15 protein-coding genes are annotated in these 16,680 nt (G+C 40.7%); 5 read left to right on the forward strand and 10 right to left on the reverse strand.

The window, feature by feature from the left end; translation table 11 throughout:
* Window positions 1-411: 411 nt before the first annotated feature.
* The 8 genes from KQH97_RS03895 to KQH97_RS03930 all read right to left on the reverse strand — a co-directional run bounded on the left by KQH97_RS03895 (window position 412) and on the right by KQH97_RS03930 (window position 8,107).
* Complete coding sequence (locus KQH97_RS03895; RefSeq protein ID WP_216552846.1) at window positions 412-1,047, reverse strand: hypothetical protein; 636 nt, start codon at window positions 1,045-1,047, stop codon at window positions 412-414.
* Between the two features lie 22 nt (window positions 1,048-1,069).
* Complete coding sequence (gene vapD, locus KQH97_RS03900; RefSeq protein ID WP_216552848.1) at window positions 1,070-1,510, reverse strand: VapD family protein; 441 nt, start codon at window positions 1,508-1,510, stop codon at window positions 1,070-1,072.
* Entirely contained in the window at window positions 1,507-1,842 is a 336-nt protein-coding gene (locus KQH97_RS03905; RefSeq protein ID WP_147343124.1) for a hypothetical protein, read from the reverse strand. The genes vapD and KQH97_RS03905 overlap by 4 nt, the downstream gene beginning before the upstream one ends.
* Before the next feature lie 159 nt (window positions 1,843-2,001).
* Entirely contained in the window at window positions 2,002-2,199 is a 198-nt protein-coding gene (locus KQH97_RS03910; RefSeq protein ID WP_118054238.1) for a hypothetical protein, read from the reverse strand.
* Window positions 2,196-2,414 carry a hypothetical protein gene (locus KQH97_RS03915; protein ID WP_118054240.1) on the reverse strand — a complete coding sequence of 73 codons (219 nt, stop codon included), beginning with the start codon at window positions 2,412-2,414 and terminating at the stop codon, window positions 2,196-2,198. Before KQH97_RS03915 ends, KQH97_RS03910 begins: the two co-directional genes overlap by 4 nt.
* 161 nt (window positions 2,415-2,575) lie before the next feature.
* Window positions 2,576-2,821, reverse strand: coding sequence for a hypothetical protein (locus KQH97_RS08850; protein WP_181987725.1), 246 nt, complete (start codon window positions 2,819-2,821; stop codon window positions 2,576-2,578).
* Window positions 2,822-3,188: 367 nt separating this feature from the next.
* Window positions 3,189-4,166, reverse strand: coding sequence for a reverse transcriptase family protein (locus KQH97_RS03925; protein ID WP_216552850.1), 978 nt, complete (start codon window positions 4,164-4,166; stop codon window positions 3,189-3,191).
* A 464-nt stretch (window positions 4,167-4,630) separates the two neighbouring features.
* On the reverse strand, window positions 4,631-8,107 hold the full coding sequence (locus KQH97_RS03930) for a DEAD/DEAH box helicase (protein ID WP_216552852.1): 3,477 nt from the start codon (window positions 8,105-8,107) through the stop codon (window positions 4,631-4,633).
* A gap of 899 nt (window positions 8,108-9,006) precedes the next feature.
* Between KQH97_RS03930 and KQH97_RS03935 the strand changes: the two genes are divergently transcribed.
* The 5 genes from KQH97_RS03935 (at window position 9,007) to KQH97_RS03955 (ending at window position 14,510) form a co-directional block, all read left to right on the forward strand.
* Window positions 9,007-9,594, forward strand: a complete 588-nt coding sequence (locus tag KQH97_RS03935) for a ClpP family protease (RefSeq protein ID WP_216552854.1) — start codon at window positions 9,007-9,009, stop codon at window positions 9,592-9,594.
* 12 nt (window positions 9,595-9,606) lie between these two features.
* The gene (locus tag KQH97_RS03940) at window positions 9,607-10,884 is read left to right on the forward strand and encodes a VirD4-like conjugal transfer protein, CD1115 family (RefSeq protein WP_216552856.1); all 1,278 of its coding nucleotides are present in this window, start codon (window positions 9,607-9,609) and stop codon (window positions 10,882-10,884) included.
* 22 nt (window positions 10,885-10,906) lie between these two features.
* The gene (locus tag KQH97_RS03945) at window positions 10,907-11,668 is read left to right on the forward strand and encodes a hypothetical protein (RefSeq protein ID WP_216552858.1); all 762 of its coding nucleotides are present in this window, start codon (window positions 10,907-10,909) and stop codon (window positions 11,666-11,668) included.
* Window positions 11,669-11,940: 272 nt separating this feature from the next.
* Window positions 11,941-12,642, forward strand: coding sequence for a hypothetical protein (locus KQH97_RS03950; RefSeq protein WP_216552860.1), 702 nt, complete (start codon window positions 11,941-11,943; stop codon window positions 12,640-12,642).
* Between the two features lie 2 nt (window positions 12,643-12,644).
* Complete coding sequence (locus tag KQH97_RS03955) at window positions 12,645-14,510, forward strand: AAA family ATPase (protein ID WP_216552862.1); 1,866 nt, start codon at window positions 12,645-12,647, stop codon at window positions 14,508-14,510.
* Between the two features lie 216 nt (window positions 14,511-14,726).
* Here KQH97_RS03955 and KQH97_RS03960 read toward each other — a convergent pair whose 3' ends face one another.
* Together KQH97_RS03960 and KQH97_RS03965 are read right to left on the reverse strand one after the other, a co-directional pair.
* Window positions 14,727-15,389 carry an ABC transporter ATP-binding protein gene (locus KQH97_RS03960; protein ID WP_117876409.1) on the reverse strand — a complete coding sequence of 221 codons (663 nt, stop codon included), beginning with the start codon at window positions 15,387-15,389 and terminating at the stop codon, window positions 14,727-14,729.
* 13 nt (window positions 15,390-15,402) lie between these two features.
* On the reverse strand, window positions 15,403-16,680 hold the full coding sequence (locus tag KQH97_RS03965; RefSeq protein ID WP_216552864.1) for a hypothetical protein: 1,278 nt from the start codon (window positions 16,678-16,680) through the stop codon (window positions 15,403-15,405).

The following is a 16,680-nucleotide window of genomic DNA, read 5'->3' on the forward strand; positions in this document are numbered from 1 at the left end:
TTGCTGTGCCCAAAATTCAGCCAAAATAGTTATTTTTGCGATCTGGCATAAAAAAGAGTCGAGATTTCCCAAAAGCAGGAAATCTCGACTCTTTGAGCGATGTTTTTTTACAACGCCTTATATGTAATTGTTATTAAAAAATAACCGCTACTTTTGCAGAGGGGCGGTTATTTTTTTATGCTTTTTATCAGCTCGTTAAGAGCGACAATCAGCACGATAGTCAAGACAAAGAAAGCTAAGTCCATTCTATCACCTCCCGAATATCCTATTTTGCCTGAGCCTTTCGGCTGACAATATTCAGACCATTCCGTGTGGGAGGACACCGCCTACCGTTTAAGTTTACCTTTTCCAAACTAGATTATATCACAATCATTTCTTTGTGTCAATTTTTCATTTTGTCCGTGGACAAATTTAGCTGAAATATCCTGCTTGAAGATTAAGCGAATAAATGTACATATCGTCCATAAATTCCTTTATCATATGGTTTATCCAGAACATATAGTGTGTTCTGAGCATTTCTATCGGTTCTTCTGAGGGCAGTTCTCTCTGCGTATGAAGAAGTGGATAGTAAAGTGACAGCCAGTATCTTTCAGAGTTGCGGTCAAACCTTTTCCAAAAATCTTCTTCGCTGACTTTCATCTCAAAAAGCATATTCTTGAATTGTATCTCGAATTTTTTCGATGTGCGTAAAAAAGCTTTTCTTGAGCCACTGAAATCATGGTTCTCACCCATGCCGTCAAGCTGATTATAGTATGCTTTGAAAATCTTATCATAGTATGCTTTCATTCGTTCAAGACAACGTTCTTCTTCGGTCATTGCTATGTGCTGTGGCTGCTCCGTAGCCGACCAAAACTCCTCACCGACAAAATCTCTTATTTCGTCAATGGTGTAAAGAAGCATTGTTTTTTTATCAAACTCAGGGTCATTGAGCTTTTCTTTCCCTTTTTTGATAAAATCATCAACTTCATTGCTCGGTCTGATAAGGCTCTCTATCTTCGCTTCATCAAGTTCGGGCAAGTTTTTATAATACTTATAATCTTTTACCATTGTTATACCTCCCATATGTTTTCTACAAAGTTCTATGTTTGTTCTCTATCAAATCTAATGGTTCATCGTCTAACATTGAGATGTCTGAACATGAGGTTTCATAGCTATTTTGCCACTCAAAAAGTTTAATATTTTCATGGCTTTTCATATGTGCAGAACAACTTTTAATCAATTCGGTTAGATCGTGTTGCTGTCCTATGTCTGTCACATCAAACTTTTTTACACATGAACCAAGCCACGGAAAAGTTTTGCCCATGTTTATAACTATCATCTGAATATCTTGCGTACTCATTTCATATTTTGATATATACCCCGACCATTGCCTATGCTCAAAACCATTATGTTCCATGAAAGTTTCTATATCAATATATGCTTCACGATAATTACTTCCACCATAATTAATTTTAAGTGCATTTGTATCTAAATCAAAATTAATTGCCTTTTTGCAAGTAGATACACTCATATAACATTATGCCGTTTGGCAACCTCCAGAACATCTTCTTTTGACTCTGCTCCATGCAATGTATCATACCAAATTATTTTCTTCAAATAAACTAAAATGCCGTTTTGCTTGTCAATCAAATCTTTTTCAGCTACGCCAAATTTAGCAAGTTCATTGCTATCTCTCTTATTACTGAAAAAAGATAGCACGTTATTACTGCTCTTATCTTCATCTATTCCCTGTTTTGCAAAAATAGAGCGAATTTTTTCACAAACTTCATCAAAGGTGAAATTATTTTCAGTCTTGATTTTCTTTTCATCGACTTCAATTTCAATCTTATATCTGTATGCCAAAATAATACCTCCCATATGTTTTCTACACCTATATTATACCATACAGCAAGAAAACACGTCAACGGCAGAATAGCCAAACTTTCACACCAAATATTGTGCATTTTTGAATTGATTAAAACATTTATGGACTTGTTTTCAGGGAAAACTCTCGAGAAAAAATTATAATGACAACGATCTATCATTTGTCATGTCAAGCGCATCGTCTTTTCCAATTTCTTCTCTAACATAATCAGGGACGCTCACCAGTTCATCAAATTCAAGATTACCCAAAATCATATACATTTTGTCTTTACTTTCTCCAAAATATACTCCGCTGTCAAATTCGCTGTTATTATTATACCGCTTCACCAACTTCATTTTTTCGAGGTCAACAAAAACATTAATCGGAAATTCAAGTATCTCATCGGTAGTGTAGGCAATCGGTATATGAGAAAGGTCAGAAAAATCTGCGTCATAGAGCCACTATGATGTTCATCGTCCTTGAAGAATGCGGCTCTGTAGCCCTCTATTCTTGACTTGTTCTTGAACTTAGAAAGTTCAAAATCTATTGCTCCGAGATGATGTTCAGCCATTGTTCTCAACTTCCGTATCTTCCAATGTCGAATTTTCAAAGAAAGAGAGTTGTTCTGCATTATTTTTCTTCTGCATACCCTTGACAATATTGCGACTTTGGTGTACAATGATATTGAAGTCAAGATTGTTTGTTAATTCGGAGTATTGTTCTCCCCATCTCTCAAACATTGCTTGGCTTTTTTTGTTTGTCACAAAAAAGGAGATTATCAGATTGAACTATTCTCCTAAAATACTCAGAAAAATTATTTCTCCCATACACACTTGTAATGAAATTAGAGCTGACATTTTCAACTTCATATCTACCTTTGCCGTTTGGCTTTATGCTCGCAATTATCGGATTACCACTCTTGTCAACTTCTGATGTTACGATTAAGGGCTGCCTTGTATGAACCGTCCATATCTTCAATCTCGGTCAGGTGGAACAGGTCATAGTCGTAAAGTTCATCGAGAATATTTTTTTCATTTTCGTGTCCTCCATATTATTTGGTTGATGTTCTTCTCAAAAGAAAATAACAGGAGTATGACCATAACGTTGTCCTTTGTCTGCCCTTTACACGTTCCGAAAAGTTACGATAAAGGGCAGGATTATAAAACACGTTAAAACTAAAAAACGCCGTAGATACGGGATAAAATCCATATCACGGCAAGTTAGAAAAACTGAAAAATTTAATTCAATTCCCGTACGGGTCACCAAAGCTTAAAGCTCGGAGATAGCACATTGTGCTGTTTCCGAGCTTTTGTTATCTGAAGTTTCATACCTTCCATGTTCTGCCCTACTTTTCCCCGCACACCTCACTCTTGAGTTTTTTCGCCACCTTGAAATACTCATGCATTTTCACGTCCGCAGGGTCTATCTGCAATGCAAAGGATATCCTGCCAAGTAGCGAATTTATGTACTTCTCAGGCGTAATGTCAGCACCTTTGAAAAACAGGCTTTGGGAAACTCCGTATTTCTCACAGTAATATATTTCCTGACGTATCTCCCGACGCTGCTTCGACGAGATCTGCGCCTTTTCGTTGACCACTATCCCCGTTACCTGCTGACGCTGCGATGAACCGATAAGCGTCGTTTTTTTCATGTTCAGCTTAAAACCCATTTTCCGCAACGCCCTGCTCACAAGTTGCGTTATCTCTTTGGCGTCAAGCGTAGCTTTTCCGCCTGAAAATGTCATATCATCACAATATCTTGTGTAATTTATGCCACGCTCTCCACACCACCTGCCTATCCTCTCATCAAATCTTTTCATCACCAAATTCGATATCTGCGGAGATGTTGGCGCACCCTGTGGCAGTATGCTGTTATAAGTGCATATATTTGTCAGCAGCGTTGTAGCAGGCTTAGAAAATCCAAGCTCGCACATGACCCCATAGACCTTGCCAAAATCAATGTTATCAAAAAAGCCTGAAACATCGAGTTTAAGCACTCTCTGTTGACCAATATGCGGCTCTGCATTTTTCAAAAGCGAGGAGTTTTTGCAATATGCAGTGGCATACTCAGATACGGACAGCGTGTAAAGATACCTTTCAAGTATCCTTCTTTGAACGAGCTTGAGATATTCGTTCGGCACTTTTAACACCCTGTTTTTATGCCCTCTGCCACGATGTATTATCACCTTGCGGTAATTTGAATAACACTTTTTCTGATTTCGTTTATGATAGCGTATTCGGTTGTTGCTAAGCATATAAAGCTTTTTTAAAGGAACATCAAGCTCCTCTGAGATCCTTATGATATCATTATCAATATCATTCATTTTGTCACCTCAAAAAAATAATAACAAGCGTCAGCACAAGATTCAAATGCTTTGGAGCCGAATTTTATTTAATGGAATTAAATCCGATTCGGTGAAAAAGCTTTTGATAAAGCTACTATTCCCTGAAACTTCCACAGCGACTCGCTGTAGTTATGCGTTTTGCAATATCGCTGCTGACGCTTGTCATATTTTACTAAACCATGTTATGTACTCATGATAAAAGCACCTTGTTTATTTTATGAGATAATTATATCACGCGAAATGCACAACAATTGGTGCATCTCGCAGAGTACAACTAAAAAAATGGCTGTATATAAACACTCTGATATCATTTTACCAATTTATGCACGACACGTCAATGGGTTATCCTGACATTTTGCGCCAAACGCCAATATTTTATATGAATGCACAAAAAAAGCACACGAAGATAGGGAAAAAAAGCCGAGCCTTGCTTTTATCACCTATCAATTCCCCCACCTCTCGAGCTTTTTTCTTTTTATCACTATCCCCACCGGACTATCCGTTTTTTCGTCAAAGTATTCCTCGCAGACCCACCAATGATACTCTTGCCTTGGCAGGGTCGCCCACGTCATATAGCAAAAGCTCCACTGGCGAAGCAATTCCTTCTCCTTGCCGTTTTTCAGACTTTCAGGCAGATAGTCCTCCATAAGCTTCACTATCGTATCATAGCTTATAAATCTCATCTTGTTCTTTCTTTTTATTATGGACAGCCTGTGGGCAAGATAAAAATGCAAAACAACTTTCCATATGCTGCATTTGTATTCTGGGTCAAGTATTGACTCTTTTTTCATTCTCCTGATGATCTTAATACGTTCATCGGGATCATTCAAAAGGTCGCACAGCGCTGAGATATTAGAACAATCGAAACCGTCCTGCCCACTGTCCAGCTTGAAATATCTCCGTCCGTCTAGTTTGTATAAAGGCACTCGTGCTATCTGCCCTTCCTGCGCCTCCACTGCATATGTCCACAGCCTCGGGCAGGACTTTATCTCATAGACCTCTCTGCCGCTGGAATCCTCGCCCCTTTGCACGTTGATAAAACGTTCCCAAATGCCGTCACTTACTTTCTGCGGAGCATTTTCAGTGCTGGCTATAAAGATCCTCAGCCTTTGGAGCTTTTCTACGCTTTCTCTTAGCTTGTCTTTAAGTGCATTTCGTGAAAATCTAATGTCCTCGTTTCCGCTGAGTATCTCCAATATGGTGTTGAGATAAAAATCCTTTCTGTTATTGTTCCATATAGTGCAAACAGCGTCAAACACACACATATCAAAGTATGTCAGCGGTGCTTTTTCATAAGCCGTGCAGTCTTGATACCATAAGGTACAACAGATATCATTTCTGCGCTGACCTTTCACAAAAGCTACTCTGTAGTTATAGTCCTCTTGATCGTTTCTTTTGCCTGACAGCCCGTCATAAAGCCCTTGTATCTCTTTCTCTCCCAAAAGCCTGTTTATTTTCTTGTCTATATATGATACCGCACGCTCGTCCTCTTTTATCTCTGAAAGGTCATCATTTTCCCTTTTATATTTTCTTATGAGCCTGTCCGTTTCCCATTTGTTAAAACCAAGCCGGATATCATACTTATCGCCTTGTGTGTAACCTAATACCTGCAAAAAATCCTTGTCGGTGCTATCCTTATTACTGCTTATAATGCCGTCAAAGATATCCTTATCTATCTTATAAGCCGCAGTGATAACAAGGTCAAATCTCTGTCTGCCCTTAGTAGCACCTCCCCTGTTCACGTCGGTGTAAAAATACACATATCTCAAAGAATATTCTTCCCTCTGGCTTTTCAGATCCTCCATAAGTATCTTCTGCGCATGATATCTTATTTCAAATTCCTTTTTCCCCGACAATGTTGCAGGTCTTATGTATATAAACGCACTGTCATTAAAAACGTGCCTTTCAAGCATGAAATCCCCTTCAAGCTCTTTTTTCCATTCCATTGACCTGTCGTAAAAGCGACAGCCCTCTATATTGCCGACCTCAGCTTCAAGAAAGACCCTTTCTGCTATGACATTTCCTTTATTGCAAACTGTCCCATTTTCATCAGGCTTATAAAACCAATTGAAATTGCGTATCTCATTGGCAAGAAGAGTATTGTTTATATAAAGCTCGTTTATCTGACCGATAACACGCCTAAGGTCCTTGTTTACTTCATCGGCAGAGGTTATCTTTGAGGTCTGTTTTTTCGGCTTGACCCGTTGGAGCAGTAATTTTTTCTTTGGAACTTCTGCCCTCATGATACTGTTTCGTATATATTCGTTTATGATATTTTCCAGCTCTGTGCCATTGAAATATTCGTCAATAACAGTTTGATCGCATGGTATGAGTGCCATTTTATCATAGCATTTTTGCATTTTGTTGCCAAGACACTCTACCGCCTGTTCTTTTGTTACAGGCTGATGCTCCAGATTTTCCATAACATACCGCTTCATCATGTCAAAGGAATATCTTCTTGACAGTTTAAAAGCGCCCTTTGTGCGGTCATCAAGTCTTGATATAACAGACGATTCCAAGAACACGTTATTTACAGTATACACATACCTTCTCTTCGTTTCAATTCTCACCAAACGTCTTTTTCTGACTTCATTTTGATCCTGGGCTGTATCGTTTTCCTTTTTCTCCTCTTGGCTCGCTGTTTCTTCTTTTTCATTGCCTTTTTCTATTTTCGAGTTATCTTCATTTTTATACAGCATTATTACGTTGTTATTTCTATCATCAGCAGACCGCCCTGCTCTGCCGATCTCCTGATAATATGTTTCAATGCTTTCAGGAATAGCATAATGTATAACAAGGTCAACGTCGCTGTTATCTATACCCATTCCAAACGCCATTGTTGCAACGATAATGTTATAACCCAACTCCTTGCTTGCATATTTATATTCCGCACCGAGCCTTGCACTGTGATACATTTTGCCGTGATAGCTTATACTGCCCTTTGACAGCTTCCCGCCCTTTTTCGCAAGATTTTTTGAAATACGCTTACTTATATATTCGACCTGTTTTACAGTGTTGCAGTATACGATGCACTTTTTGAAGCTTATATTATTAAGAAGCACCAAAAGATAATAAAGCTTTGGCAGGTCTTTATCATTATCCAAATTGCTCTTATCGCAGTTTAGGATAAAAACATTCAGGTCGTCACGCTTCACCGACAGCGAGCTTTCTCCCATGTCAGCAGACCTATCAGTGCAAATGCCGAACTCCTTTGTTTTTTTCATATCGAGCAAAACTTTAAGCTGATCTGCATTTGCAGGGGTCAGTGATGCAGAAAAAACACCCATAGGTATCTCCTGATATTTTTTCAAGCGAGCTATGGTACTGCATATCTGAAAATAGCTCTCTCTGAAATTAAAGCCCCACTCTGATAAGCAGTGTGCCTCGTCAAATATTATCATGCTTATTTTCAGCTTGCCAGAAGCGACGGCTTCAATAAGCTCCTGCTTGTATACTGGCTTGTTGAGCATTTCAGGGGAAAGATACAAAAGCTTACATTCCGTGTTATCATCGTTGTTATTTTTGACCAGCTTGCTTACAGACAGGTCAAATTCTGCCCTAGGCATTTTATCAGACAGAAAGCCTGCACACTCAGGGTGAGCCTCCGCATACTTTTTATTGAACTCCGTCACAGCTTCAGTGCAGTATTTTTTATTGAAGTTATCCACCTGATCGTTGCAAAGTGCCTGCAATGGAGAGATCACGATAGTCACGCCATGAGATATGATAGCAGGGGCTTGAAAGCAAAGCGACTTGCCTCCGCCGGTTCTCAGCCTTACAACAGTATCATGCCCCTTGAGCAGTGACTCTATTATGCTTTTCTGCTCGTTCCTATAATCCTTGAAATATGTAGTAAGACTTTTCTCCAAGTCAGCAATGTATCTTGTTCTGACATCAAGCTCTGCCTTTTTGAAACGCATTTTTCATCCCCCTATATCAACGTATTTACGGCTTTTCCTATATTATACTGCACATTTTCAAAAAAATCAATATCCGCACATCAAATATTTTTAAAACGCCTTTAAATCGGCTATTTCACAGAGCTTATCATCAAGATATTTATCCTAAGTATTTTATTAAAACTTGCTTAGCACAATATTATTCTATCTCTAATACTCTTATAATTCGTCTTTGTATGCACAAATCAAACGAATTATTATTCTTTTCTAAGCGGCTCAGCCGCTTCAATTCAACTTTAATTCCCACATTACAGGAACACTCTATGGAGCAGCAGGCTGCTCCTGTATATTTATTGATAGGTACTCCAACCTATCATCCTCTCCAATTTTTTCGATACATTTCCTTTTTTTAAAGTCATATCTGTGTACGCAGGTATGACTTCTTTTTTCTGTCACATATCCGTTCCTATGCCGTACGCTGGTAGGACGAACGCTGAGCAGCTACGCTGCTCCTATGGGTATATTGGTAAGAATGGTGATTACCACATATAATTTTTTCTCCTATCTTTTTTGATAAAGTCATATTTGTGCACGCAGGTATGACTTTACTTTTATTCTTCAGACGTTCCTGTCACACACACTGTTGGGACTTGTTATAGGAACGAGGGGTGGGAGCAGCATGGCTGCTCCGGTGGATATAATGGTAGACAGCTAATAAGTCTGCTACTAAATATTTTTCATCTCCTGTACTTATGTACTACGTCAATGTCAAGAAAAGGGACGTTCTCTCTTCAAACGTCCCTGAGTATTGACGCTAATGCTATGCAGGCAGGGTCGAGTGGCAAAGCCACTCCTACTTGTATAATGAAAGAAAATAACACTTTACTAATTCATCACACACCAAGAAAGGAAAGATAAAAATGAGATCAGATCTAAACAAAATAGTCGAAAGTTCAAGAGGTATCGAACGCATAAATCTTGACGATCACCTGCTAAGTGAAAGAAAGATATTTCTTGAGGGGGATATCCGCTCTGAAAACTGCACTGACATCATCAAGGCTCTTATGCTAATGGACAGTCAGGCAGATAAGGAGATAACACTATATATAAACTCTCCCGGCGGTGATTGCGAAAGCGGTCTTGCACTGTATGACGCTATAAGAATGACACGCTCAAAGGTCAGAGCCGTATGCGTGGGACTTTGCGCTTCAATGGGTGCTGTCATATACCTTGCGGCAGACCAGCGTGAGATACTTCCGCACTCCCGCATAATGATACATGACCCCAGCTTCGGCAAAGCAGATTTCAGCGGTCAGAAGTCAAAAGAGATAGAAGAACATCTTGCAGGGCTGAACAAAATGCGTGAAACTCTCGCTTCCATAATAGCAGAGCGCACAGGCAGAACTCTTGAAGAGATTTACGAGGTCACACAGTATGACTCATTCTACACAGCGAAAGAAGCTGTTGACTTCGGTCTTGCACACAAAATCATCAACACATTAATTTAAAGGAGCAAAATCATGAGTAAACAAAGAATCACATGCGACAGACCTACTTACACTGCACCAAGAGAAAGATACGGTAAAAGAACTCTCGCCAAGGGCGTTGAACTCTTGGAGGACACAAAGGTCACAGGGCTTAATAACAACGTCCTTGTTATAGGCAATTCAGGCTGCGGCAAAACAGGCTCTTACATCTGCTCTGTGCTAAAAAACATCAAATCATCAGTCATATTGCAGGACGTCAAGGGGCTGCTCTATGATATGTTCGCAGGCGAACTGAGGGCTAAAGGCTATAACATTATAAAACTCGATTTTACAGAGCCTGAGAAAAGTCAGGGCTATAACCCATTGGCGGCGGTAAAAAGAAACAAAGACGGCAGTATATACGAGCCTGACGTTAAAGCTATCGCCGACGCAATATCTCCTGTGAGCAGTGGCTGTAAAGAGCCATATTGGGATATGAGCGCCGCCTCAATGATAGAGTTCGCGATAGCATACGCTCTTGAGGCCCTGCCAAAAGAGTATCACAACATGACATCAGTGTTGGAGCTTTTCCACACATATATCCAAAACAACGGCGACGCTTATTTCGTCAAATGGATAAAAGACAATCCCAACACATTGTCTACAAGGCTGTTTTCAGAAACACAGGCGACCAGACCCTCCGACAGAACATTCGCTTCCACCGCAGGAATAGCCGCTTCACATCTCAACTGCTTCAACATGAAAGAGCTGAGATACATCTTTAACAACAAGATATCCGTTGATCTTGCGGATATAGGGAGAAGAAAGACCGCAGTATTCATAAAGACAAGTGACACAGAGCATAATCTCGACAATCTTGTGAGCTTGTTCTATACCCAGACCTTGCAGGCACTGTGCAGAGAAGCTGATAACAGCCCTAAAGGCAGGCTTCCAGTGCCTGTGCATATGATACTTGACGACTTTGGTGCTACAAGCGCATATATCAGTAACTTCGACAAGAACATCTCCACCATAAGGTCGAGAGATATCTACGCATCGCTGATAATACAGAGCCTGTCACAGCTTGCCACCATGTATGACGCAAACGCCGCCAAGACTATCATAAACAACTGCGACACACTGCTTTTCATGGGCTGCAACGACCCTGACACTGCAAGAATGATAGCGGACAGAGCGTCAAAGACCATGGACAACATACTCTGTATGCCAAGGGACAAGGTCTATGTGATATTCTCAGGCAGACAGGCTATGCTTGCAGACAAGATAGCACCATACAGTATGCTTCAAAAAGATCATCAGATAAGTATTTAAAAAACGAAAAGGAGCAAAAACAATGATACTAAATATAGATCAATTCTCTGACCTGCACTTTATAAAGCAAGCCGTCAGAGATCTAATGAAACTGCCGCTTGTGAAGCTGGCATCTTACAGCACCCAAACAGGTGAAAAGAAAGGCATTGACATCATCGCAGAGCAGATAGAGAAATATTTCCATATCAATATCCGTGACTGCAAGGATATGACCCTTGGCGAGCTTGTGGCTCTTATGGACGAGCTTGACACATATGCGCAGATAATAAGCGCTGATACTGACAGTGAGGACGAGATAAGATGCTATTCGGCATATGTAAGAAAAATGCTCGTCTTAAATCGTCAGCTTCCGGAAGTGCAGATATACAACGCCATAAACGTCAAAGAATACTTAGGCTATCTGAACACACTCTGCATGGGCTCAAACACCAGATACCCTGCCAATGACAGATTTCTGTTGTCCAAACTTCAGATACAGCTTGAAAAAGTGCTGAAACAAGACCCTAACATGAGCTTAGGCAGTGCATTTGATATCCTTGACAGGAAAGCCTGCGCATTCTGGATACCATGGTGCAATTTTATTGATAACTACACCGAACAGATACGCTACGCATATGACATGAGGTGGTGGCTCATAGCCTCAGCTTCTGACATCATCTTGTCATACCCCTATAATGCGGCAGATATAATAGAGCGCTACAAGGGCGACCTGCCGCTTACCACAGCCCCCATTCCCGACGAACAGACCGCCATATCATCACAGAGCATAGAAAAAGGACATTAACATATAACCAACGATCATTAATTTTCTTTACCTTGATTTTTTCAATCACCTGATTCTATGCTCTGCTAAATGATCTGCTCTCTGTTCTGAGGGTACAAATAGAACAAGTGACATGGCTCACTGCTGTTCGGCACAGCCATGTCGGCATTGTTCTTTACAAACGTTCATCGCCTTACACTGGTGTGAACGCTCCATGCGGCATAGCCGCATCAATTTACACAATGATAGGCAATAGCCTGTTAAACAAAATTATTAGAAAGGATATAAAACTCATGACTAAAACACTAAACCTTAAAGACATCATTCAGGAATACGAGAACATGACTCTCGAAAACGCCATTACTGTGATAATGGACACACCTCTGCCAAAGCTTCTTAACTTAACGGAGAATGACAAGGACATAGTTTTCAGCGAGCTTGAATGTAACTATGCCACCGCTCGTGACAAGTTCACGTTCAGAGACTTCATAGACGTATATCCAAGCTTTCTCAAAGACACAGGTATGACAATGAGGGGCGAAATAAGGTCTGCCGCAGACCAATACATCGAACTTGCCGACACCATAGAGTATATGTGCAATATGGCTGAGCAAGCCGAGAGGATAGGCAAAATAAGGCTTGTCATGGAAGGCAAAGCACCGCTCCCAATAAACATCAAGGGCTTCACAGACAATGCCAAGATGATATGCGCACTGAACGTCCTCTGCTCAATGGAGCTGAACGACTATTTTGCACAGGTAGGCAGACTCTATAACATCACCCCTGACGTATATCCATTTTGCAGTAAGCTTGTGAACAACGTTGGCTGTACAGTGGGCAAAATGCTTATAGCGGCAAGAGACACTATACCGAGCAACTGCGCATACATGATATTTGAGGAGCTGATATTAGCGCCGTTCAGCATTGCCCGTATGCGTGAAAATTTCAAAAGGCGCAGAAGACGTCAACAAAACACCAAGAAAGGAGTGGAATAAAAATGCCACAAACAGAAGATATAGAATACATCAAGAAATATGAGGCGTATGATTGTATCAACACCTCCGAGGACGATGATTTTGACCCACTGGACGAGCTTTACGAGCCTGATCCTGTGGAGATTCAAAACACAAGCCAAAATCCATTTACAGCAAAGGTATTTGACCCCGAAACAATGCTTTTCGACCTTGCCGAAGCAAGAAAGACAGAAACAAAATTCAGAGAGAACATACTCTCTATGATGATGTCTGTTCTCATAAGCTCTGACAAGCCCAACGCACTGCTCTGCGGTCCTGCAGGCTGTGGAAAAACCAAGATAGTGGAGGAGCTTGCCTACAGGCTCAAAAACAGCGAGAACATCGTACCACAGCTCAAAGGCTATAGGATATATGCCCTCCAACTCTCTGATATCGTGGCAGATTCAGGTCTTATGGGCGACCTTGAAAACAAGGTCAAAATGCTCATAAACTATATGAGCGACCAGGACGAGAAGCGAATTTTGTTTATCGACGAAATACATATGCTTTTTCAGGAAAAGGCATATCGGATCGTCGCACAGATCTTGAAGCCTGCTCTGAGCCGTGGAAAAATAAAGCTCATAGGAGCAACAACGACCCAGGAAGCAAATCTCATCGACAGCGACCCTGCCTTTTGCAGGCGTATGACAAAGATAATAGTTGACGAAGCAGACCATGAGCAGACAGTGGAGATCCTTCTCAGCATGAACGAGCATTTTGCAAGCCACTATAACATCTCATTTGCTTTGAGCAGAAGCAAGGCAGAGCGCATTGTTGATATCGCAGACGAATTTTGCTACTCAGGCTCACACCGACCTGACAACGCCATAACGCTTCTTAACCGCTCTATAGCTTCCGCCGTGGTGAAAAACGCTTCTGACAAGAAGATGAAAATTACTCTCACCGACCGCCATATAAAAGAAACGGCTTTCCGCATGACATCAGGTCACAGCACGCCCCACGCCTTTAACGAAAGAGCCTTGCGCCGTGACCTCTCAGCCGTCTGCGGTCAGGAAGCTGTCATAGACGACCTTGTCAATGCGCTGAAGCTCCATTCTCTCCACATCAGACCGACCAAAAAGCCTTTTACAATGCTTTTTATCGGACCAAGCGGAGTGGGCAAAACAGAGGTGGCAAAGATAATAGCGAAGAACTGTGCAGGCGAGAAACCTATCACACTGAATATGTCGGAATTCTATTATGACGCAGGCATAAACCGCATTATAGGCTCGCCTGCAGGCTATCTTGGAAGCGACAGCAATGTTGAACTGCCCTTTGACAAGCTCAAATCAAATCCCTATCAGGTGATACTTCTTGACGAGTTTGAAAAGTGCGACAGATCCGTGCAAAGACTATTCATGTCTGTCTTTGATGAGGGTGTTCTCACCACAAGTCAAGGAAGTGTTATAGACTTCTCGAAGTCCATAATAATAGCCACCACCAATGCAAGCTGTACCGCAAAGAGCAGAAGCATCGGCTTCAACTCAGACAGCACATCAGACACACAGCTCATAAGCGACCTTTCCGACTATTTTGACGTTGAGCTTATCAACCGCTTCTCACAGAAATACACTTTCAGCGAGATATCAAGATCGGTGTACAGAAAGATAGTTGAAAAACGGCTTGCGAGCGAAATAAAAGTCATCAAAAGGCTTCACCCTGAGCTGAATATGGACCCCATGTTCAGTGCAGACGAGCTTGCAAAGGCAGTAGATAAGATAACAGCCGACACCTACAACATCAAATCAGGCGCAAGACCTGCCGTCACAGCAGTGAGCAAGTTCATTGACAGCAAGCTTCTTTCACACTTCTCACGCATGGCAAAAACATACAGGCCAAACCAAAACTAACGCTCCGCCACAAAATACTAATGACCGCACCTTTCACGGGCGCGGTCATTTTTTTACTTCTGACAATTTTACTCTTATTAAACAGATATAAAGAAAAGAAAGATAAAAAAAGCTCGAATTATGTTATTAGGATATGTCACACCCACAGAATATCACGCTAAACAGCCAATATCAAAATGTGATTTTTGCATTTGATGTGCGGGAATTGGATTTTTTCTATATGATCTTACCGTCAGACACTTCGATAACACGACTGCATTGTTCTGCGACTTTTGGATCGTGAGTAACGATAACGACTGTTTTTCCCTCTTTGTTAAGGCGTTTGAAAAGCTCCATTATCTCGGCCGAGGTCTTTGTGTCCAGCGCTCCTGTAGGCTCGTCCGCAAGTATCATGGCAGGCTCGTTGACAATTGCTCTGGCTATAGCAACACGCTGCTTCTGTCCTCCCGAAAGCTTGTTGCAAGGCTTCTTAGAAAGATCCCCCATACCAACAGCTTTTAATGCTTCAAGAGCTTTTCCTTTTTTATTCTTTATCTTTTTCTTTGCAAAATCCAATGGAATCAATACGTTTTCAAGGGCAGAAAAATCCTCAACAAGTGCAAAGTCCTGCATTACAATGCCTATCTTTTCATTCCTTATCTTTGCATACTGCCCCTCCGATAAATTTTTTACCAAAGTGCCGTCAATTGTGTACTCACCGCTCTGATAGCTGTCTATGCAGGCAAGGATATGCAAAAGTGTGGATTTTCCTGCGCCTGATTTTCCAATTATCGCTACCATTTCACCGTCTGATATCTCGCATGATACCCCATGCAAAGCCTCATATTCATTGGCTTTCTTTGGATTATATATCTTTATTATTTTATCAAGCTTTATCATTATAATGCCTCTCTTATTCATTTATCATCAAGATCTCATTTGGTGTATTTCGTCTCATTATAACGCCCGGTATCAAAAGTGAGATCAGAATGTTCAAGATAACGATACATACACAGCCAATCAAGTGCAGCCAACCAAAACTTATCACTGTATTTCCCATAAATTTGCTCATAGTAAGAACATTTGAAATACACACTGCAATGGCGGCTGCCATAACTGCGGTCATAAGATCACACACAAGATCTATCTTGATATATGCGTTCCACTTTGCTCCGCAGAGATAATAGATACCATAATCTCCAAGTCTCTTTTTTATGTTCACTGCCGAAGCCGAAACTGAGCTTACAATAACAAGAACTATCACGCATATAAGCATTGGAACAAGCTTGATAAGCTGACCATTAATATAGACAAGCGAATTTTCTTTGAAATCCTCAAAGTCAAAAACCCTGCCATAATCCCTCAGATATAATTCAATCTCCTTAAAACGCTCATTGCTTACATTATCCTTTAACGTTACTATTTGATTGCCACAAGGATATATTTTACAGTTTATATCTTTAAGACAGTCTGTCGGAACTATCAGCATCATGTTGCCATGCTTATTGACATTAGCATAAAGATCTCTGAAATCAGGCTTTTCTTTTATACTATCCTCAGTGCCTAAATATGCAGATGAAAACCCCAGCAACTGTGAGCCGTCAGCTATGACACCGACAATTTCCACCTTGTTCTTAACATACTCATACTTATAAGGATCAGCATAGTCAAAATTCTCATCATCAGGGGACATCTCCCCTACTTTCTCTTTGTGCATAATGGTAACTATGTCACCCGTTTTGTAGTTGCTGTTTTCAGTCACAACAGCAGGTATCAAATCTCCGTTAGCCGACGCATTAGACAGCCATTTTCCCGAACTCATCTGCGGCGTAAATGACTTTATCATATCTTCAGATAAAGCATTAACGCTCATTCTATCGTCACCAAGTCCATTAGATAGATCTTTTGATGACGGAGAATAATACAAGCTTGTATCATATCCGCTTGTCACCGACTCCACATCATCAATATTTTTAAGCTCACTGTCAAGAGAAGTAGCATCATATATATTACATATATATAGGCCCTTGCCATCAGGAAAGTATTTCTTTACAGGAGTATACATCTCTATTCTTGAAAGAACAGAAGAAACAGCCGCCGTCATTATAATAAATGCAATGGCGAGCTGAACAGCGATAAAAATATTGCTGTAGATATTTCTTGCAAATTCTTTTAAACCATATTTTATCAT

Origin of the sequence: Ruminococcus sp. MSJ-25 (genome assembly GCF_018917825.1) — a bacterium.
GTDB classification, from domain to species: Bacteria; Bacillota; Clostridia; order Oscillospirales; family Ruminococcaceae; genus Hominimerdicola; species Hominimerdicola aceti.